Origin of the sequence: Donghicola sp. (assembly GCF_025210255.1) — a bacterium.
GTDB lineage: Bacteria > Pseudomonadota > Alphaproteobacteria > Rhodobacterales > Rhodobacteraceae > Donghicola > Donghicola eburneus.
The window spans coordinates 120837-137107 of record NZ_JAOARZ010000011.1 but is presented as its reverse complement, the minus strand read 5'-3'; the positions used below and the strand labels follow the sequence as shown (position 1 = coordinate 137107).

The window sequence follows — 16271 nt, the reverse complement described above, 5'->3', positions numbered from 1 at the left end:
ATGGAAGGACTGACGGCCTCGCGCCCTGCCCGCGCGCAAACAGCGTATGTAACACTGGTGACGAACGCTGACTACGCCATGGGCGCGACGGCTTTGATGAAGTCTCTGGTTTGGACCGGAACGCAGGCCGATCTGGTGGTCATGTACACCGGCGGGGTCGCACCCGAGGACCTTAAACCGCTCAAAGCGCTTGGAGCGCGGCTGATCCAAGTCGCACTGTTACCGACGTCCGACGCTTTCAACGAACGGCACGCGCGGCGAAACCTGCATGGCGCGGCCCCGTTTGCCAAGGGCGAAAAACCCAGCTTTCATACGCCTTTGGACAACTTTGCCAAACTTCGTCTCTGGCAGATGGTTGACTACGGTTCGGTCGTCTTTCTGGACGCGGATACGCTGGTTTTGCGCAACATCGACACGCTGTTCGACTATCCCCAATTCTGCGCGGCCCCGAATGTCTACGAAAGCCTCGGCGATTTTCACCGCATGAACAGCGGCGTCTTTACCGCGCGGCCATCGCTGCAAACCTACGACTCTATGCTGACCCAACTCGACCAACCTGATGTCTTTTGGCGCCGCACAGACCAGACATTTCTGGAACATTACTTTCCCGATTGGCATGGTTTACCAGTGACTTACAACATGCTCCAATATGTGTGGTTTAATATGCCGCAACTCTGGCGCTGGTCTTCGGTCAAGGTGTTGCATTACCAGTATGAAAAGCCATGGCAGGACCCGCACCCCAAAGCCGCGGAACTGGCGCCACTCATCACTCTGTGGCACCGGTATCTGGACGGCAAGGCGGCGCCTGATCTGGATGTTTTGGAGAACCCCGCATGAAAATAGCTGTCACCGGCGCTTCTGGCTACCTTGGTCACTTTGTGATGAACGGCCTAAAGCGCGCGGGACACGATGTATTGGCACTGAGCCGCCAGCCTTGTGCCTCTCATGACCATGTAGAGTACCAATTGGGTGATGCGCCCGACATGGCTGGCGTTGATGCCGTGGTACACTGTGCCTTCAGTCACGTCCACGGGAAATACCGTGGCGGCGAAGGGGACGATCCCGAGGGTTTCCGCATGCTGAACGTGGACGGGTCGATCACCCTGTTCAAGGCAGCCAAGGCCCAAGGCATCAACCGTCTGATTTTCCTGTCGTCTCGGGCCGTCTATGGGACGCACCCCAATGGTATGACGCTTGCGGAACACACCCCCTGTGCGCCCGACACGCTCTATGGGCAGGTCAAATGGGAGGCGGAGGTCGCTCTTCTTGCGCTGGCTGACGCTGGGTTTCATCCAACCACCCTGCGTGCGACGGGGATTTACGGTGCAGCGTATCCCCAAGGCTGGCACAAATGGCGCGGACTCTTCGAGGAATTCGAGCAAGGCGCAGAGTTGCCCCCGCGCCAAGGCACCGAGGTCCATGGCGAGGATTTCGCCGATGCGGTGAACCTGATCCTAGGCGCTGCGAAGCCGCCACAGATTGCAAATGTCTCGGACATCCTACTGGATCGGCGCGATTTGCTGGCAGAGTATGCGGCCTTGCGCAGTGCCAATCGGTCCCTGCCCAATGCTGCCGCGTCCTCGCCGAACGTCATGACATGTGACGTCCTCAAGGAACTTGGTTGGCGCCCCGGCGGGCGCGAACGGCTGACGGCCTTTTTACAGAGCCTTTAACGACAAAGTGCCCCGCAGGGCGCTTTCCTAGATTTCTCGGAACCGTTTGGCGTCTTTGGCGCTCCACCGGACATCAATATCGTATCCGGTGTCTGTTTGCGTTTCCTCCAGAACAACCCCGCGCTGGAACAGCCAAGCCCGCTCTTTGCCTTGGGCAAAGGTCAGGTAAAGTGTTTCTTCCCAGCGTCCGCCTTCGAGCCGATCGGAGACCAGTTCCAATAGCTGATCCATCCCCGTGCCTTCGAGCGCGGACAGGACCATTACGTCGTCAGACCGGTCTGCCATATTTTCCAGCGCGATCCGGCTTTCCTCGTCCACGCGGTCGATTTTGTTCCAAACCTCGATCATTGGCGTCGAATCGTTCACGCCCAAGGTTTCCAAAATCTCGCGCACGTCGGCGGCTTGCTCTTTGGTTTCGGCGTGGCTGATGTCCCGCACGTGCAGGATCAAATTGGCGCTCAGCACCTCTTCCAAGGTGGCGCGGAAGGCCGCAACAAGTTCCGTAGGCAGATCGCTGATGAAACCCACGGTATCAGATAGAATGACCTCTGGGCCGTCCGGCAGCTTCACCCCGCGCATGGTCGGATCGAGCGTCGCAAAGAGCATGTCTTTGGCCAAAACGTCCGCGCCGGTCAGGCGATTAAACAGGGTTGATTTGCCAGCATTTGTGTAGCCAACCAGCGCCACGATCGGAAATGGGACCTTGGCCCGTGCAGCGCGGTGCAGGTTGCGGGTCTTTACGACCTTTTCCAACTGGCGACGTAGGCGCACCAGTTGTTCATCAATGGCGCGGCGGTCAGCCTCGATCTGGGTTTCGCCGGGACCGCCGACAAAGCCCAATCCGCCCCGCTGACGTTCAAGGTGGGTCCAAGCCCGCACCAGTCGCGTCCGCTGATAAGACAGTGCCGCCATCTCGACCTGCAGCACACCTTCGCGGGTGGCAGCTCGGTCAGAGAAGATTTCAAGGATCAGACCTGTCCGGTCCAAGACCTTGCATTTCCACTCTTTTTCAAGGTTGCGCTGTTGGATCGGGCTCACTGGGCCGTCGATCAGCACCAGCTCTGCTTCCATGTCATGGATCTGCTCTTTCAGCTCTTGGATTTTGCCAGAGCCGAACAACATCCCGGGATGCGGGCGCGGCAAGCGCACAACAGATGACCCCACCACCTCGAGATGCGGCAGGGCTGCGGCCAGTGATACTGCCTCTTCTAGGGCGGGACCAGCGTCGCGCCGTTGACTATCGCTACGGATGTCCGGATGCAGAACTAACGCGCGAGTCAGTTCGGTTTTTGTTTCGGTCAATTGTCGCCGTCACCGTCATAGAGATTCAGCGGTTGCGCCGGCATGATCGTCGAAATCGCATGCTTGTACACAAGCTGAGATTGGCCATCGCGGCGCAGAAGCACACAGAAATTGTCGAACCAAGTAATTACGCCCTGCAATTTAACCCCGTTGATCAGGAAAATCGTGACCGGGATCTTGGTCTTCCGGACGTGGTTTAAAAATGCGTCCTGCAGGTTTTGCTTATCGGAAGCCATTGTATTTTTGCCTTTATTCTTGCCAATGCTGCTCGGGAAACCCCGCGCTGCTCATGCAGTATGGAGACGGAAATTATGAGTTTCCAGTCCGAATTTTGATTGAGTGGGCGAAAATCGGCAAAGATGTGTCAGTTTCGCCAGAAATTTGGGTTGAAGACCGCGATAAGCGCAAGCGCCTCTAACCGGCCAAGAACCATCGCGAAACACAAGATCAGCTTGGCCCCAGGTCCCAAAGCGGCATAGCTAAAAGACGTCTCGGCCGCTGCATGGGCCAGCGGACCCGTGGTCGAAAGCGCCGCAACCGCAACCACCATCGCCTCTTCGAAGGTGACGCCGACAGCCGTTAGCATCGCCATAATCGCCGCAATCGACAGGGCGAAGATCATAAAAAACAGCCACGCCAGATAGGCACCCTGCTGGTGGATCCGCCGACCCGGGCCGCCGATCGCGCGGACCGAGGACGGGTGGACCAGCTTTTCCATCTCGCGTAGGCCATGCATATAGAGCGCGTAGACCCGCAGCAATTTCACACCGCCGGTTGTCGTCGCCACGCCGCCCCCGATAATCGCGAGCCCGATCAGCACCACACCCGGCGCGGGCAGCCCAGACCATCCGCGCGCGGCCTCCCAGTGCATCGACTCGTACCCAGTTGTCGTCAGGAACGACATCACAGTAAACATCGAGCCCCAGAAGGCATTGATGCCCGCGACCCAGTTGGCCTGTTCGTTCACCTCGATCGCACCAATCCAATGGCGCAGGAAAAGCAGCGACGGAACGCACACCACAATCAGCATGCCGACCTTGAATTCTGGGTCGATCAAGACGCGCTCTGGGTTCAGCAGCACCTCGCGCGAGAAGGTCATGCGCGACAAGGCGGGAATCAGGAACAGGAACAGCACAACCTCGCCGCCAACACCGCTCGACGCGTACTCGGTGCCTCCGACCGGTGAAATGCCAGAGGTCGATAGCACACCCATCGCGTGGCACAGCGCGACCAAGGGGCGGTCCCCGGCGATAAGCAACAGCACCCAAAGACCGAGCGTGAGCGCGGCATAGAGCGGGGCCAACACACCGGCGGTTTGCCATACCCGGCCAGCTTGGGTCTTTTTCCCCATGCCGCGATGGACCACGGATTGATCGCCACTCACCGTACCCGCGCCGGTGATTTCAAACCCGCCCAAGTTCATCGGCGCGAGGGTCGCCGCCGCGACAATCCAGATCAGCAGACCGCCCATCCACCCAACAATCGAGCGCCACAAATGCAGGCTTGGCGATAGGCTGCCTGCCTTGTCAAACAGGGTCGCTCCGGTCGTCGTAAAGCTTGAGACCATCTCGAAATACGCGCTCAGAAATCCGATGGTGCGCGTGGCCTCTTGGAATGGCACCGCCATGATCACGGGCAAGAAGACAAAGGACACCACAAGGGTCAGCAGTTGGTCGCGCTGGCTGTAATGCTTGGTCCGTCCAGAGATGGCGATCCCGATAAAGGTGGTGATCACGAACACCAGAATGCCCGCGTAAAAGAAGGTGCGCGCCACGTGGAATTCTTCGATAACCAAGGCATGGGCCGCAGGCACCAGCATGGCCGCCCCTGCGATCAAGCACAGGTGCAACAGAAGCGGCAGTTTGGCGAGCGCGCTGAGCATCGGCCTAGAAGTAATCGATCGAGACCTGAAGCAGGCGCTCGACTTCGGGGACGTCTTTGGTCAGGGCAAAGAGGGCAACGATATCGCCTTCTTCGACGATTGTTTTGCCACGGGGCCGAATGAATTTGTCATCGCGCATGATCCCGCCAAGCAGCACACCTTCGGGGAAGTCGATGTCCCCGACCGCGGTGCCGGACATCGGGCTGGTGGATAGGACCTGCGCTTCGATCACCTCAGCCTCGGCATCGCCAATGGAGTAGACATTGCGCACACGGCCATGGCGGATGTGGCGCAGGATCGAACTCACCGTTGTGGCGCGCGGATTGATGAAGGCATCGATGCCCAGCGGTTCAATCATGGGCAGCAGCGTCGGGTCGTTGATCAAGGCAATCGACATCGGGCACCCCAACGACTTCGCGCGGGTCGCGGCCAGCATGTTCGTTTTATCGTCGTCCGTCACGCAAAGGACGGCGTCAGCGCGCTGGATGTTCGCTTCTTGCAGAATTTCGGCGTCCAGACCATCGCCGTGCAGAACGATCGTCCGCTCCAGCGCATCGGCAGCCTTCTCGGCGACCTTGCGGTTCTTTTCGATCACCTTCAGGCGCACGCGGTTTTTCTGGCTTTCCAATTCTTTGGCCACCGCCAAACCGACGTTCCCGCCACCGACCAGCACCACCCGCTCTTGTTTGCGGGGGTTCTTACCGAAAATCTCCATGCAGCGATTCACGTCCTCTTCGTAGGCAAAGAGGTAAATCTGGTCACCCGCGAATATCTGGTCGCCTGCCTCGGGGGCATACAAGGTCCCCTCGCGGCGGATGCCCACTACAGTCGCCCGCAGGGTCGAGAACAGGTCGGTCAACTGACGCAGCGGTGTGTTCAGAACGGGGCAGTCTTCTTCGGCTACGATCCCAAGCAAACGCCCACGCCCGTCAAAAAACACATCCGTGTCAAAGGCATCAGGGGCTGACAGTCGCTGCAAAGCGGCCGCGGCCACCTCGCGTTCGGGGCTGATCACCACGTCAATCGGCAAGTGTTCGCGGCGATACAGGTCCGAATAAATAGCGGTCAGATAACTCTGGGCCCGAAGGCGCGCGATCTTGCGCGGAATGTCGAAAACCGAGTGCGCGACCTGACAGGTGACCATGTTCACCTCGTCGGAATAGGTCGCCGCGATGATCATATCGGCGTCTCGCGCCCCTGCCCGTTCCAGCACGTCTGGATAGCTGGCAAAGCCCGCGATCCCCTGAACATCCAACGAGTCCGTCGCACGGCGCACCAATTCGGGGTTGCTGTCCACGACCGTCACATCGTTCAACTCGCCGGACAGGTGCCGGGCAATCTGCCAGCCGACCTGACCTGCACCGCAGATGATCACTTTCATCGCCGGAAGCCTCCTGCTCTTGGGCCTTTTCCTTGGCAGTTTGTCAGTGCCCCGTCAATCGGGGGCACGATCACTCTTCTTCGCTGCCGTCGGACTTGCTGCCTGTTTTGGCACCAATTCCCAGAGATTTCAGTTTTCTATGCAGCGCGCTGCGCTCCATGCCAACAAACTGTGCCGTCCGGCTAATGTTCCCGCCAAAGCGATTGATCTGCGTCATCAGGTATTCCCGCTCGAACGCCTCGCGGGCCTCGCGCAGGGGCAGCGCAGCCAAAGCGCCGGACAGAACCACGCGATCGCCGCCCGCGTCTGATGGCGTATCTGTTCCAGACACTTCAGCAGCGGTGATCGGACCGTCTCCGTCCCCAAGGATCAAGACGCGCTCAATCAGATTGCGCAACTGACGCACGTTGCCCGGCCAAACATGAGACTGCAGCACAGCCGCCGCCTCTTCGCTCAGGGTTCGCTTGGGCAGGCCCTGCTGCGTGTGCAACTCGTCAATGAAATGGTCCACCAGCAGCGGCAGATCCTCGCGGCGGTCCGACAGCGCGGGCACTGCCACGGGTACCACGTTCAGGCGGTGGTACAGCTCTTCGCGGAAATTGCCTTGTGCAATCTCGTCTTTCAAATCGCGCCCCGTTGACGAAATCACGCGCAGATCAACGCGCACCTTGTCAGTGCCGCCAACCCTTTGAAACGTCTGATCCACCAGCACGCGCAGCATCTTAGACTGGGTGCCGAGCGGCATGTCGGCAACTTCGTCCAGATAAAGGATGCCACCGTTCGCTTGTTCCAGCATGCCCTTCTCGACGCCGCGCTCTGCGTTTTCGCGGCCAAACAGAACCGTCTCCATTTGGTCGGGCTGGATCGAGGCACAACTCACGGTCACAAACGGCGCCGTTGCGCGGTTCGAATGCTGGTGAATATAACGGGCCGCCACTTCCTTGCCGCTTCCTGCGGGGCCCGTCAGCATCACCCGTCCATTCGAGCGCGTGACTTTGTCGAGTTGCCCGATCAGCGCGCGGAACACGGCGCTCTCTCCCAGCATGACCAGCGGCTTCTGGTCCACCCGCTTCAGGCTCTGGTTTTCACGGCGCAAGAGGCTTGTTTCCATCGCGCGGCGGATCACCACCAAAAGCTGGTCGATGTTAAACGGCTTTTCGATGAAGTCGTAAGCGCCCTGCTTGATCGCAGCGACCGCAATCTCGATGTTCCCATGCCCCGAGATGATCACCACCGGAATGCCAGGATTGTCGCGCTTCACGACTTTCAGAATGTCGATCCCATCCATCTGGCTGTCCTTGAGCCAGATATCGAGGATCATCAGCGCTGGCGGCGTGGCATTCAGCTGCTGCATACATTCGTCCGAAGACCCCGCAAGACGGACGGCATATCCCTCGTCTTCCAGAATGTCTCCGATCAGCTCTCGGATGTCGCGCTCGTCGTCAACGATAAGAATGTCGCTCATCTTACTCAGAAGCCTCGTTTTTTGGCGTTTTACCTTCGTCCAGCGGCAGAACAATCTCGGCGCGGGCGCCGCGATGTGCCCCGGGGGCAAAAGGTTCGGCGTCCTCTAGGGTCAGAAGACCGCCATGTTCTTCGATAATCTTTTTAACAATCGGCAGACCAAGGCCGGTGCCTTTGTCGCGGGTGGTCACATACGGTTCAAACAAGCGCGCGCGATCCTCGGGTAGTCCGATCCCGTTGTCCGAGATTGTGATCCGTGCGCGGGTGTCATCATGGGTCATGGCGATCCTGATTTCGGGCTTAAACCCATCTGGAACACCATTTTCCTGCAAACTTTCAATAGCTTCCCCTGCGTTCTTGATCAAATTTATCAGCGCTTGGGAAATCATGGTTTCGTCCAGAAGCGAGGTGACTTCCTCTTCCGGAATATGCGCGTCAAAACGTACACCGGTCTGGCCGATGTCCTGCAAAACAACTGCATCGCGCAGGATTTTGGACAGATCCACGGGGCGGCGTTGGGGCTGCGGCATCCGTGCGAACTTGGAGAATTCATCCACAATCCGGCGCAGATCTTCGGTCTGGCGGACGATCACATCGGTGAGCTGCTCTAGCTTTTCGGCGTCGTCCCCCGCCACCTTGACGAACTTTCGGCGAATGCGTTCTGCGGACAGCCGGATCGGCGTCAGCGGGTTTTTGATCTCATGGGCGATCCGGCGCGCCACGTCGCCCCATGCTGCCATACGCTGCGCAGAGACCAGATCGCTGACATCGTCAAAGGCCAGCACGTATCCTTCGAGCATGCCTTCGTGGTTCATCCGCGCCGACATACGCACCAGCAGGGTTTCTGTCCGCCCATCACGGGTCAGGCGCACCTGCTCTTGGGCCGCATCATTGGGATCATGGCTCAGGCGTTCGAACACTGGGATGAATTCGGGGACGATCAGGCTCAGCGCTTGGCCTTCTTCGTCGCCCTCCAGCCCAAGCAGAGACATGGCGGAGCGGTTCGCAAGCGTGATCTGCCCTTCGCGGTCAAGCGCGACCACCGCAGAGGTCACGGAACTCAGGATCGAGTCAAACAGTCGGCGCCGACGCTCGATCTGATCCGTATTGTCCAGCAAGGTGTCGCGCTGCACCTTGAGCTGCCGTGTCATCTGGTTAAAGTAGCGCCCCAGCATGGCGATCTCGTCATCGCCCTTTTCCTCGCGGACTTGGATGTTCAGATCGCCAGAACCCACACGCTGCGCCGCGCCAGCCAATCGCCCAATCGGCCGCGCCAGACGCTCGGCGAAATACAACCCAAGCCAGATCGCAGCCAAAATCAGGATCAGCGCAAAGCCCAAGTAGAGCAGCCCGAACTCGAACAAGAGCTTGCCGCGATCATTTTCCAATTGCTGGTAGAGCTTTACGGTCTGCTGCGTGTCATCCAAGAGCCGCAGAATATCGCCATCCACGCGGCGACTGACATACAAGAACCGGTCCACAAATCCGGGCAGGTTCACGAGGGCGCGGAATTCATCCAGATCCCAGTCTTCGATCACCTCGAGCCCATTCAAACGGGCCGCATCCAGCTGTTCAGTCGAAGGCGCCTCGTAGTTAAAGAGGTAAGAGCTTTCCCCCCGCGCCTTGATCTCACCCGCGGAGTTCACAACGAACGCCTCGCTAAGGCCGCGCTGGATTTGGCTTTGCCCTTCGGCCAACAGTTTGCGCACATCCCCGTCAGTCAGATAGCCTGCGGCACGGCGATTGAGTTCCAAGAAGCTGGCCAGAGCGCGGGCATCCTCGGACAAGTCTTGACGATGCTCTTGCTCATACGCCTGCGCCGCCGCGAGCGAGCTGCCCAATACGCGCTGAACACGATCAGAGAACCAGCCTTCAAGACCGAAATTCACGGTTAGCGTCGCGAATACGGCCACGCACACGGTCGGCACCAGCGCCAGCATCACGAACACGCCGGTCAGACGCAGGTGCAATCGCGACCCAGCGGACCGCGCGCGGCGCGCTGCAATCATCTGCGCAACGCGGCCCAAGACCAATGCAGCCACCAGCAGGACATAGACAAAGTCTGCCAAGAGCACGCCGCGCAAATGGGTCGATGACATGCCCTGATCCAGCGGACCCAGCACAAGGAAGGTCGCAAGCGCCAACAACGGCCCCAGGATCACCAACCCAAGGGCGGCGACATTCTGGACCTTTCGCTGGAAACGCAGCTGATTGACGCGTTCCCAAGTCAGAGCGCGGCCAAGCCGCTGTGCCCCTGTTACCACGGACCTACCTCAAGTGATGGGGGCCATGATGGCCACCGACGCAATATAGGCCGCAATACACCAGAACTGATCCCGAAATGCCAGCCTACTGTTGCGTAATTACATCAACTTGCGGCGCCGTGTCACCTGAATATCGAGATCGGTGATTTTTTTCCGCAACGTATTCCGGTTGATCCCCAACAAATCCGCGCATTTGGCCTGATTGCCACCCGTCGCATCCAGCGCAATCTCTATCAAAGGCAGCTCAATCTCGTGCAGGATCCGCTGATACAGGCCGGGGGGCGGCAAGACGCCACCGTGTAGGTCAAAGTAACGGCGCAGGTGGCGGGCCACGGCGGCCGAGAGCTTTTCTTGGGGCGCGCCGCTGACCATGGGTTCGATGCTGGGCTGGTTGCCAAGCACGGATTCCACCTCGGTCTGGGTGATGCTCGGCTCGCGAGAGGTCACCACCAGACGCTTCATCGCGTTTTCCAGCTGGCGCACGTTGCCGGGCCAGCTGTAGGCGCGCACCATCTTCTCCGCCTCTTCCGAGAGCTGTCGCGCGGGGGCGCCGTCTTGCTCGGATTTGGACAGGAAGTGCGCTGCGAGCAGCGGAATATCGTCCACGCGCTCCCGCAAAGCAGGCACTTGGATCGTCACACCGCCAAGGCGGTAGAACAGATCTTGACGGAATTCACCGGCTTCCATGCGATTGGTCAGATCGGTCTGGCTGGTCGCCATTATCCGTGGCGCGTTGTCGGTCAGGCTATCGAGCATCCGAACCACACGGGCCTGCGCCTCGGCGCTCAGATCACCGACCTCGTCGAACAAGAGCGAGCCGCCACGCGCCTTGGCCAGTGCCTGCGCCGGGCCCTCCAGTGTCTCCAGGTCGTTGGAATTCACGGTCACGAACGGCAGCGTCCGGCGGTCACTGAAGTCGTGAATAGCCTTGGCGATCAGAGACTTACCAGACCCACTTTCACCGGAAATCAGGACAGGAAGCTCGGTGTTCATGACACGTGCCACCAGACGATACAGCGCTTGCATCGCGGGGGTGCGGCCTACGAGGGGCAACTCGTCTGGACGCTCGGGCTCTTCGATCGCACGGGGCGCACTGCGGGCACTGCTTTCCAATGCACGCGCAGTCCGCTTCATCAAATCAGGCAGATCGAACGGTTTGGGCAGGTAATCATAGGCCTTGGCTTCAGCCGCCTGAATGGCGGTCATGATGGTATTCTGGGCCGAGATCACAATGACAGGCAGGTTCGGACGCTCTTCGCCGATCTTCGGCAGCATCTCCAGACCATTGCCGTCAGGCATCATCACGTCGCTGATCACCACGTCGCCCTTGCCCTCGCTGACCCAACGCATCAGCGTGGTGAGCGAGCTGGTCGCGTGGACTTTGCAGCCAGCGCGGGTCAGGGCTTGGGTCAACACCGTGCGAATGGTGCGATCATCATCTGCGACCAATACAGTTCCGTCCATAACCCGTTCTCCTTACTGCGAATTCTGTTCTTGGGCTGCCTTCATCTCTTGGCGCACAGCACGGGGCACCTGGGGCAGCGAAATGCGAAAAGTTGTCTTGCCGGGGACCGAGTCCACCGAAATCCAGCCGTCATGTTCCGAGATAATCTTGCTGACCAAGGCGAGCCCCAGTCCAGTCCCGTTCTCCCGACCCGAGACGAAAGGATCGAACACATCATCGGCGATTTCCGGCGGCAGGCCGGGACCGTCATCCTGAATCTCGATCTGCAGGGGCAGCGCCTTGCCGCCCCCATCCTTGCGACGCAGACGCAGCGAGTATTCGTAGTAGGTGCGCATCTTGATCGTGCCGCCCCCATTGCCCGCAGCTTGCGAAGCGTTTTTCAGCAAGTTCAGGATCACCTGAAGCAGCTGGTCCGCATCCACCCATGCCTCGGGCAGCGAGGGGTCGAAATCCTCGACAAAGGTCATGTTCGCGCCAAAGCCTAGGATGGCCGAACGGCGCGCACGGTCCAGAATGTCGTGCAAATTCACCGCCGCCAGCTTGGGCGGGCGCTGGTTGCCGAACTGTTCGACCTGATCCAAGAGCGCCGCGATCCGGCGGGTTTCGCCAACGATCAAATCGGTCAGTTCTAGGTCCTGCTTGGGCAGGCTCATAGACAAGAGCTGCGCTGCGCCTGCGATCCCTGCGAGCGGGTTCTTAATCTCGTGCGCCAGCATTTGCGCCATGCCAATTGCGGATTTCGCCGCAGACTTAACGGTTTGCCCTTGGGTGATCCGGCCCGCAAACTCGCGAGTCGACAGCAGAAACAGGAACTTGCCCGGCGATCCGATCAGCGGCGCGATTTGCAATGTGCACTGCAACGGCGCTCGGTCGCCCGTCCCGATATCCACATCATTGACGATCAGGACCGAGTTATCTTTGCGGGCGCGGCCAAACGCTTCTTCGATCGGCGCGTCCACGGCCAAAACGTCGAATACCGGATAGCCGATCATCGAACGGGTCGAGTGGTTCAGGAACCCCTCAGCCGCAGGATTCATGTCACAAATCTTGCTCTCTTCATCGACCAACAAGCCGGGAACTGGCAATGAATTCCACAGGGTATCGAGGGTCATGCAGCCTCTCCCAACGGGTTCAGCAGCGCCTCTTCCAGATGCTCGAAAACAGCGGACGGCTCTTTTGCCGTCAGGATGCGACGCCGTGTTGCGGCGTTCGTTTGTGCGTTGTCCATATACCAACCCAGATGTTTGCGTGCGACCTTGAGGCCAAGCTCGCCGCCATAAAAAGAAAGCATTTCGTCATAATGTCCGGCGACCATATCCACGAGAGCCTGCCCCTCGGGGATGTCCGGTGCGGGGGTTCCAAAAAGCTCATGTGCAATTTCTGCCAGCACCCAAGGGCGCCCCTGTGCCCCGCGTCCAATCATCACCCCGTCCGCACCGGACTGATCCAGCGCCTTGCGGGCCGTGTCCGCATCCACAATATCGCCATTTGCTATGACCGGAATGCTGACCGCCTGTTTGACGTTGGCAATCGCAGCCCAATCGGCAGACCCTTTGTAAAACTGACAGCGCGTGCGGCCATGAATGGTCATCATCTGCACGCCCGCTGCTTCGGCGCGCTGCGCCAATTCCGGTGCGTTCAGGCAGTCATCATCCCAACCAAGGCGACACTTCAGCGTCACCGGCACATCCACGGCGGCCACCACAGCATCGATCAAGGTCAGTGCATGATCCAGATCCCGCATCAAAGCCGAGCCGGAATAGCCGTTGGTCACCTTCTTGGCGGGGCACCCCATATTGATGTCGATGACACGCGCACCATCACCCGCCACGCGCTTCGCAGCCTCGGCCATCCAGTAGGCGTCCTTGCCCGCAATCTGCACACTGGTCCTGTCCACACCAAGCCCTAATTCAGCCTTGGCCCGCACACCGGGTTTGGACTGGATCATCTCTTGGCTGGCGACCATTTCACTGACCACCAGTCCGGCACCAAAGCGCGACACCAGATTGCGGAAGGGCAAATCGGTGATCCCCGCTAACGGGGCCAAGAGAACTGGGGGCTCGATCGAGAGGTTTGCCACGCGAATGGACAAATGATTAATCCTTGTGCAATTGGTAATGTGTTACCCAGCATGCGCCTTTCTTTCAACGGCACGATGCTGATTTAGCGCCCGCAATTGAGCGAACGCACATTTTTTAATCACAACCGAGGGGTGGATTGCCAGCGCTGTTTGGACAGCCTAAGCAGGGCGGGAATTACAGGACGAGGGCTATGACCACAGCAGCAGTCATTGTCGCCGCAGGCCGCGGCACCCGCGCAGGCGGCGATATTCCCAAGCAATGGCGGTCTTTGGGCACGCGTCTGGTGGGCGAATACAGTGTCGCGACGCTGACGGCGCACCCCGATGTGGCGCATGTGGTCGTGGTCGTGCACCCAGATGATCTGGCGCGGGCCGAAGCCTTGGGATGGAGCTGCGTCACGGGTGGCGCCAGCCGTCGGGATTCGGTGGTGAACGGGCTAGAGGCTCTGGCGGGCAAGGGCGTGACCAAGGTGCTGATCCACGACATCGCGCGTCCCGGGCTGACCGATCAAGTGATCGACGATGTGATCGCGGCGCTCGACACTCATCAGGGGGCTGCGCCCGCCCTGCCCGTTGTCGATGCCCTATGGATCGGCGCAGACGGGAATGTGAACGGAACGCAGCCCCGAGACGGGCTATATCGCGCTCAGACACCCCAAGGGTTTCACTACGATGCGATCCTGAACGCCCATCGCGCCCACGGACAGGACGCCGCCGATGACGTGGAGGTCGCCCGTGCCGCGGGCATGACCGTCGCGATCACCGCAGGGTCCGAAGACAATTTCAAGATTACGCACCCGCAGGACTTTGCCCGCGCGGCGCGACTGTTGGAGACAGGTATGGATATCAGACTAGGCAATGGCTACGACGTGCACGCGTTTGAAGAGGGCGATCACGTTATCCTCTGCGGCGTGAATGTGCCGCACACCAAGGCGCTCAAGGGTCATTCGGACGCGGATGTGGGCATGCACGCCATCACCGACGCGATCTATGGCGCTTTGGCCGAGGGCGACATCGGCCGCCACTTCCCCCCGTCTGACCCGCAGTGGAAGGGGGCCGCGTCAGAGATTTTCCTCAAGCACGCAGTGGATCTGGCGACATCCAAAGGCTTCACCATCAGCAACGTCGATTGCACCCTGATCTGCGAGCGCCCCAAGGTCGGCCCCCACGCGGATGCCATGATGGAGGCCCTGTCGGCGATCATGGGCATCGCCAAAGACCGCATCTCGGTCAAGGCGACCACCAGCGAGCGTCTGGGTTTCACAGGCCGTGAAGAGGGTATCGCCTCGATCGCAACAGCAACATTGGTGAAGCTATGAGCAAGTTTATCGCAACCTTCTTTGGCGTTGGAAACCTGCCCAAGGCACCGGGCACATGGGGGTCTCTGGCCGCCCTGCCCGTCGGTTATGTGCTGCATGAAACCGTTGGTTTTTACGGGTTCGCCATTGCCACTGTGGCCGTGTTCATCATCGGCTGGTGGGCGACTTCTGCGGCGACCAAGGGCAGCGACAACCACGATCCCAGCGAGATCGTCATCGACGAAGTCGCGGGTCAGTGGATTGCCCTGCTGCCCGTATCGCTTGGCGCGACCCATGCGGGCGCGGATATGCTGGCCCTTTGGCCGGGCTGGGTTGTGGCTTTTGTCGGCTTCCGCCTGTTTGACATCTGGAAGCCCGGGCCTGTGGGTTGGGCAGACCGCCGCGGCGACGCGCTTGGCGTGATGCTGGACGATGTTTTCGCAGGGATCATCGCAGCGATCTGTGTTATGATCGGCGCAGGGATCAGCCACGGGTTACTTGGCGTATGAGCTTGGCCGTCGAAATTCTGGACCGCTACAAGGCGGAGGGGCGCATGATCGCCACCGCCGAAAGCTGCACGGGCGGCATGGTCAGCGCCGCCCTGACCGACATCGCTGGGTCTAGCGCTGTGGTCGAGCGTGGCTTTGTCACCTACACCAATCTGGCGAAACAGCAGATGCTGGGTGTGAAAGCCACAACGCTAGAGGCTGTGGGCGCTGTGTCCGAGGAGGTCGCGCGCGAAATGGCGAGCGGCGCCTTGGCTAATTCCGCTGCGCAGGTCGCTGTCAGCATCACCGGAATTGCTGGTCCTGGCGGGTCAGATCATAAGCCCGAAGGCCGCGTCTGCTTTGGCATCGCGACCGAGGCTGGATATCTCCATACCGAGACGATTGAGTTCGGTGCCTTGGGCCGCGACATGGTTCGTGCCGCGGCGCGGGATCACGCGCTCGCGCTCTTGCTGTCTGCGCCATAAAGGGTGTTTGCGCGTTCTAGAAACGCGCGGACAATCCGCTGCATCGCTTCGTTGAACACGAGGCCGATGATCCGCTGAAGCATGGCGTTCTTGAATTCGAAATCCACAAAGAACGCCACTTCGCAGCCCCCTTCGACATCTGTGAACGACCAGTTGGACTTCATGTACTTGAAGGGACCATCCAGATATTCGGTGTCGATCTTCTTGTCGTTCGGCCACAGGGTCACGCGGCTGCCGAACCGTTCGCGGAACACCTTGAAGCTGATCACCAGATCGGCGTCCATGACGGTCGCCTCGCCCTGTTCGGTGGTCTTGCGCACACGGGCAGCGGCACACCACGGCAGGAACTTGGGATAGCTGTTCACATCCGCCACCAGATCATACATCTGTTGGGCGGTGTACGGCATAAAGCGGTTTTCAGAATGGGTCGGCATAGCACCAAGGATTATTCGTGACAGTGGTGCAGCATTTCGTAGTATACGCCCGAAA

15 protein-coding genes are annotated in these 16271 nt (G+C 59.7%); 5 read left to right on the top strand and 10 right to left on the bottom strand.

What is annotated here, in order from left to right; all coding sequences use genetic code 11:
• Positions 1-837 carry a glycosyltransferase gene (locus N4A58_RS03235; protein WP_293707784.1) on the top strand — a complete coding sequence of 279 codons (837 nt, stop codon included), beginning with the start codon at positions 1-3 and terminating at the stop codon, positions 835-837.
• Positions 834-1673 carry an NAD(P)-dependent oxidoreductase gene (locus N4A58_RS03230; RefSeq protein ID WP_293707782.1) on the top strand — a complete coding sequence of 280 codons (840 nt, stop codon included), beginning with the start codon at positions 834-836 and terminating at the stop codon, positions 1671-1673. The genes N4A58_RS03235 and N4A58_RS03230 overlap by 4 nt, the downstream gene beginning before the upstream one ends.
• A 27-nt stretch (positions 1674-1700) precedes the next feature.
• Here N4A58_RS03230 and hflX read toward each other — a convergent pair whose 3' ends face one another.
• The 9 genes from hflX to dusB all read right to left on the bottom strand — a co-directional run bounded on the left by hflX (position 1701) and on the right by dusB (position 13523).
• Positions 1701-2954, bottom strand: coding sequence for a GTPase HflX (gene hflX, locus N4A58_RS03225; RefSeq protein ID WP_293707915.1), 1254 nt, complete (start codon positions 2952-2954; stop codon positions 1701-1703).
• A gap of 17 nt (positions 2955-2971) precedes the next feature.
• The gene (hfq, locus tag N4A58_RS03220; protein WP_072706490.1) at positions 2972-3211 is read right to left on the bottom strand and encodes an RNA chaperone Hfq; all 240 of its coding nucleotides are present in this window, start codon (positions 3209-3211) and stop codon (positions 2972-2974) included.
• A gap of 128 nt (positions 3212-3339) precedes the next feature.
• Positions 3340-4857 carry a TrkH family potassium uptake protein gene (locus N4A58_RS03215; RefSeq protein ID WP_293707778.1) on the bottom strand — a complete coding sequence of 506 codons (1518 nt, stop codon included), beginning with the start codon at positions 4855-4857 and terminating at the stop codon, positions 3340-3342.
• 4 nt (positions 4858-4861) lie between these two features.
• A complete protein-coding gene (gene trkA, locus N4A58_RS03210) occupies positions 4862-6238 on the bottom strand; it encodes a Trk system potassium transporter TrkA (protein ID WP_072706492.1) in 1377 nt (458 codons plus the stop codon).
• A 70-nt stretch (positions 6239-6308) separates the two neighbouring features.
• Positions 6309-7703: a sigma-54 dependent transcriptional regulator gene (locus N4A58_RS03205; RefSeq protein ID WP_072706493.1), complete on the bottom strand. Its 1395-nt coding sequence runs from the start codon at positions 7701-7703 to the stop codon at positions 6309-6311.
• A gap of 1 nt (position 7704) precedes the next feature.
• Positions 7705-9966: a PAS domain-containing sensor histidine kinase gene (locus tag N4A58_RS03200; RefSeq protein WP_293707775.1), complete on the bottom strand. Its 2262-nt coding sequence runs from the start codon at positions 9964-9966 to the stop codon at positions 7705-7707.
• Positions 9967-10065: 99 nt separating this feature from the next.
• Entirely contained in the window at positions 10066-11430 is a 1365-nt protein-coding gene (locus N4A58_RS03195; protein WP_293707773.1) for a response regulator, read from the bottom strand.
• 12 nt (positions 11431-11442) lie between these two features.
• Complete coding sequence (locus N4A58_RS03190) at positions 11443-12543, bottom strand: ATP-binding protein (RefSeq protein ID WP_293707771.1); 1101 nt, start codon at positions 12541-12543, stop codon at positions 11443-11445.
• Entirely contained in the window at positions 12540-13523 is a 984-nt protein-coding gene (gene dusB / locus N4A58_RS03185; protein ID WP_293707769.1) for a tRNA dihydrouridine synthase DusB, read from the bottom strand. Before dusB ends, N4A58_RS03190 begins: the two co-directional genes overlap by 4 nt.
• Before the next feature lie 179 nt (positions 13524-13702).
• Here dusB and N4A58_RS03180 point away from each other — a divergent pair, with 179 nt between their 5' ends.
• From N4A58_RS03180 to N4A58_RS03170, 3 genes are read left to right on the top strand one after another with little or no spacing between them, the layout of a single operon-like run.
• Positions 13703-14830, top strand: coding sequence for a bifunctional 2-C-methyl-D-erythritol 4-phosphate cytidylyltransferase/2-C-methyl-D-erythritol 2,4-cyclodiphosphate synthase (locus tag N4A58_RS03180; RefSeq protein ID WP_293707767.1), 1128 nt, complete (start codon positions 13703-13705; stop codon positions 14828-14830).
• A complete protein-coding gene (locus tag N4A58_RS03175; RefSeq protein WP_293707765.1) occupies positions 14827-15318 on the top strand; it encodes a phosphatidylglycerophosphatase A in 492 nt (163 codons plus the stop codon). Before N4A58_RS03180 ends, N4A58_RS03175 begins: the two co-directional genes overlap by 4 nt.
• On the top strand, positions 15315-15782 hold the full coding sequence (locus N4A58_RS03170) for a CinA family protein (protein ID WP_293707763.1): 468 nt from the start codon (positions 15315-15317) through the stop codon (positions 15780-15782). The genes N4A58_RS03175 and N4A58_RS03170 overlap by 4 nt, the downstream gene beginning before the upstream one ends.
• On the opposite strand, the gene N4A58_RS03165 is transcribed toward N4A58_RS03170, so the two are convergent.
• Positions 15749-16216, bottom strand: coding sequence for a type II toxin-antitoxin system RatA family toxin (locus N4A58_RS03165; protein WP_072706501.1), 468 nt, complete (start codon positions 16214-16216; stop codon positions 15749-15751). The two genes, N4A58_RS03170 and N4A58_RS03165, sit on opposite strands and share 34 nt — an antisense overlap.
• Positions 16217-16271 lie beyond the last annotated feature (55 nt).

Excerpts from the sequence above, each read along its gene's own strand:
- N4A58_RS03235 (WP_293707784.1), top strand. The coding sequence starts at position 1 with ATGGAAGGACTGACGGCCTCGCGCCCTGCCCGCGCGCAAACAGCGTAT.
- N4A58_RS03170 (WP_293707763.1), top strand. The coding sequence starts at position 15,315 with ATGAGCTTGGCCGTCGAAATTCTGGACCGCTACAAGGCGGAGGGGCGC.
- N4A58_RS03190 (WP_293707771.1), bottom strand. The coding sequence starts at position 12,543 with ATGACCCTCGATACCCTGTGGAATTCATTGCCAGTTCCCGGCTTGTTG.
- N4A58_RS03230 (WP_293707782.1), top strand. The coding sequence starts at position 834 with ATGAAAATAGCTGTCACCGGCGCTTCTGGCTACCTTGGTCACTTTGTG.
- N4A58_RS03205 (WP_072706493.1), bottom strand. The coding sequence starts at position 7,703 with ATGAGCGACATTCTTATCGTTGACGACGAGCGCGACATCCGAGAGCTG.
- N4A58_RS03215 (WP_293707778.1), bottom strand. The coding sequence starts at position 4,857 with ATGCTCAGCGCGCTCGCCAAACTGCCGCTTCTGTTGCACCTGTGCTTG.
- N4A58_RS03180 (WP_293707767.1), top strand. The coding sequence starts at position 13,703 with ATGACCACAGCAGCAGTCATTGTCGCCGCAGGCCGCGGCACCCGCGCA.
- N4A58_RS03195 (WP_293707773.1), bottom strand. The coding sequence starts at position 11,430 with ATGGACGGAACTGTATTGGTCGCAGATGATGATCGCACCATTCGCACG.
- N4A58_RS03165 (WP_072706501.1), bottom strand. The coding sequence starts at position 16,216 with ATGCCGACCCATTCTGAAAACCGCTTTATGCCGTACACCGCCCAACAG.
- trkA (WP_072706492.1), bottom strand. The coding sequence starts at position 6,238 with ATGAAAGTGATCATCTGCGGTGCAGGTCAGGTCGGCTGGCAGATTGCC.
- hfq (WP_072706490.1), bottom strand. The coding sequence starts at position 3,211 with ATGGCTTCCGATAAGCAAAACCTGCAGGACGCATTTTTAAACCACGTC.
- N4A58_RS03175 (WP_293707765.1), top strand. The coding sequence starts at position 14,827 with ATGAGCAAGTTTATCGCAACCTTCTTTGGCGTTGGAAACCTGCCCAAG.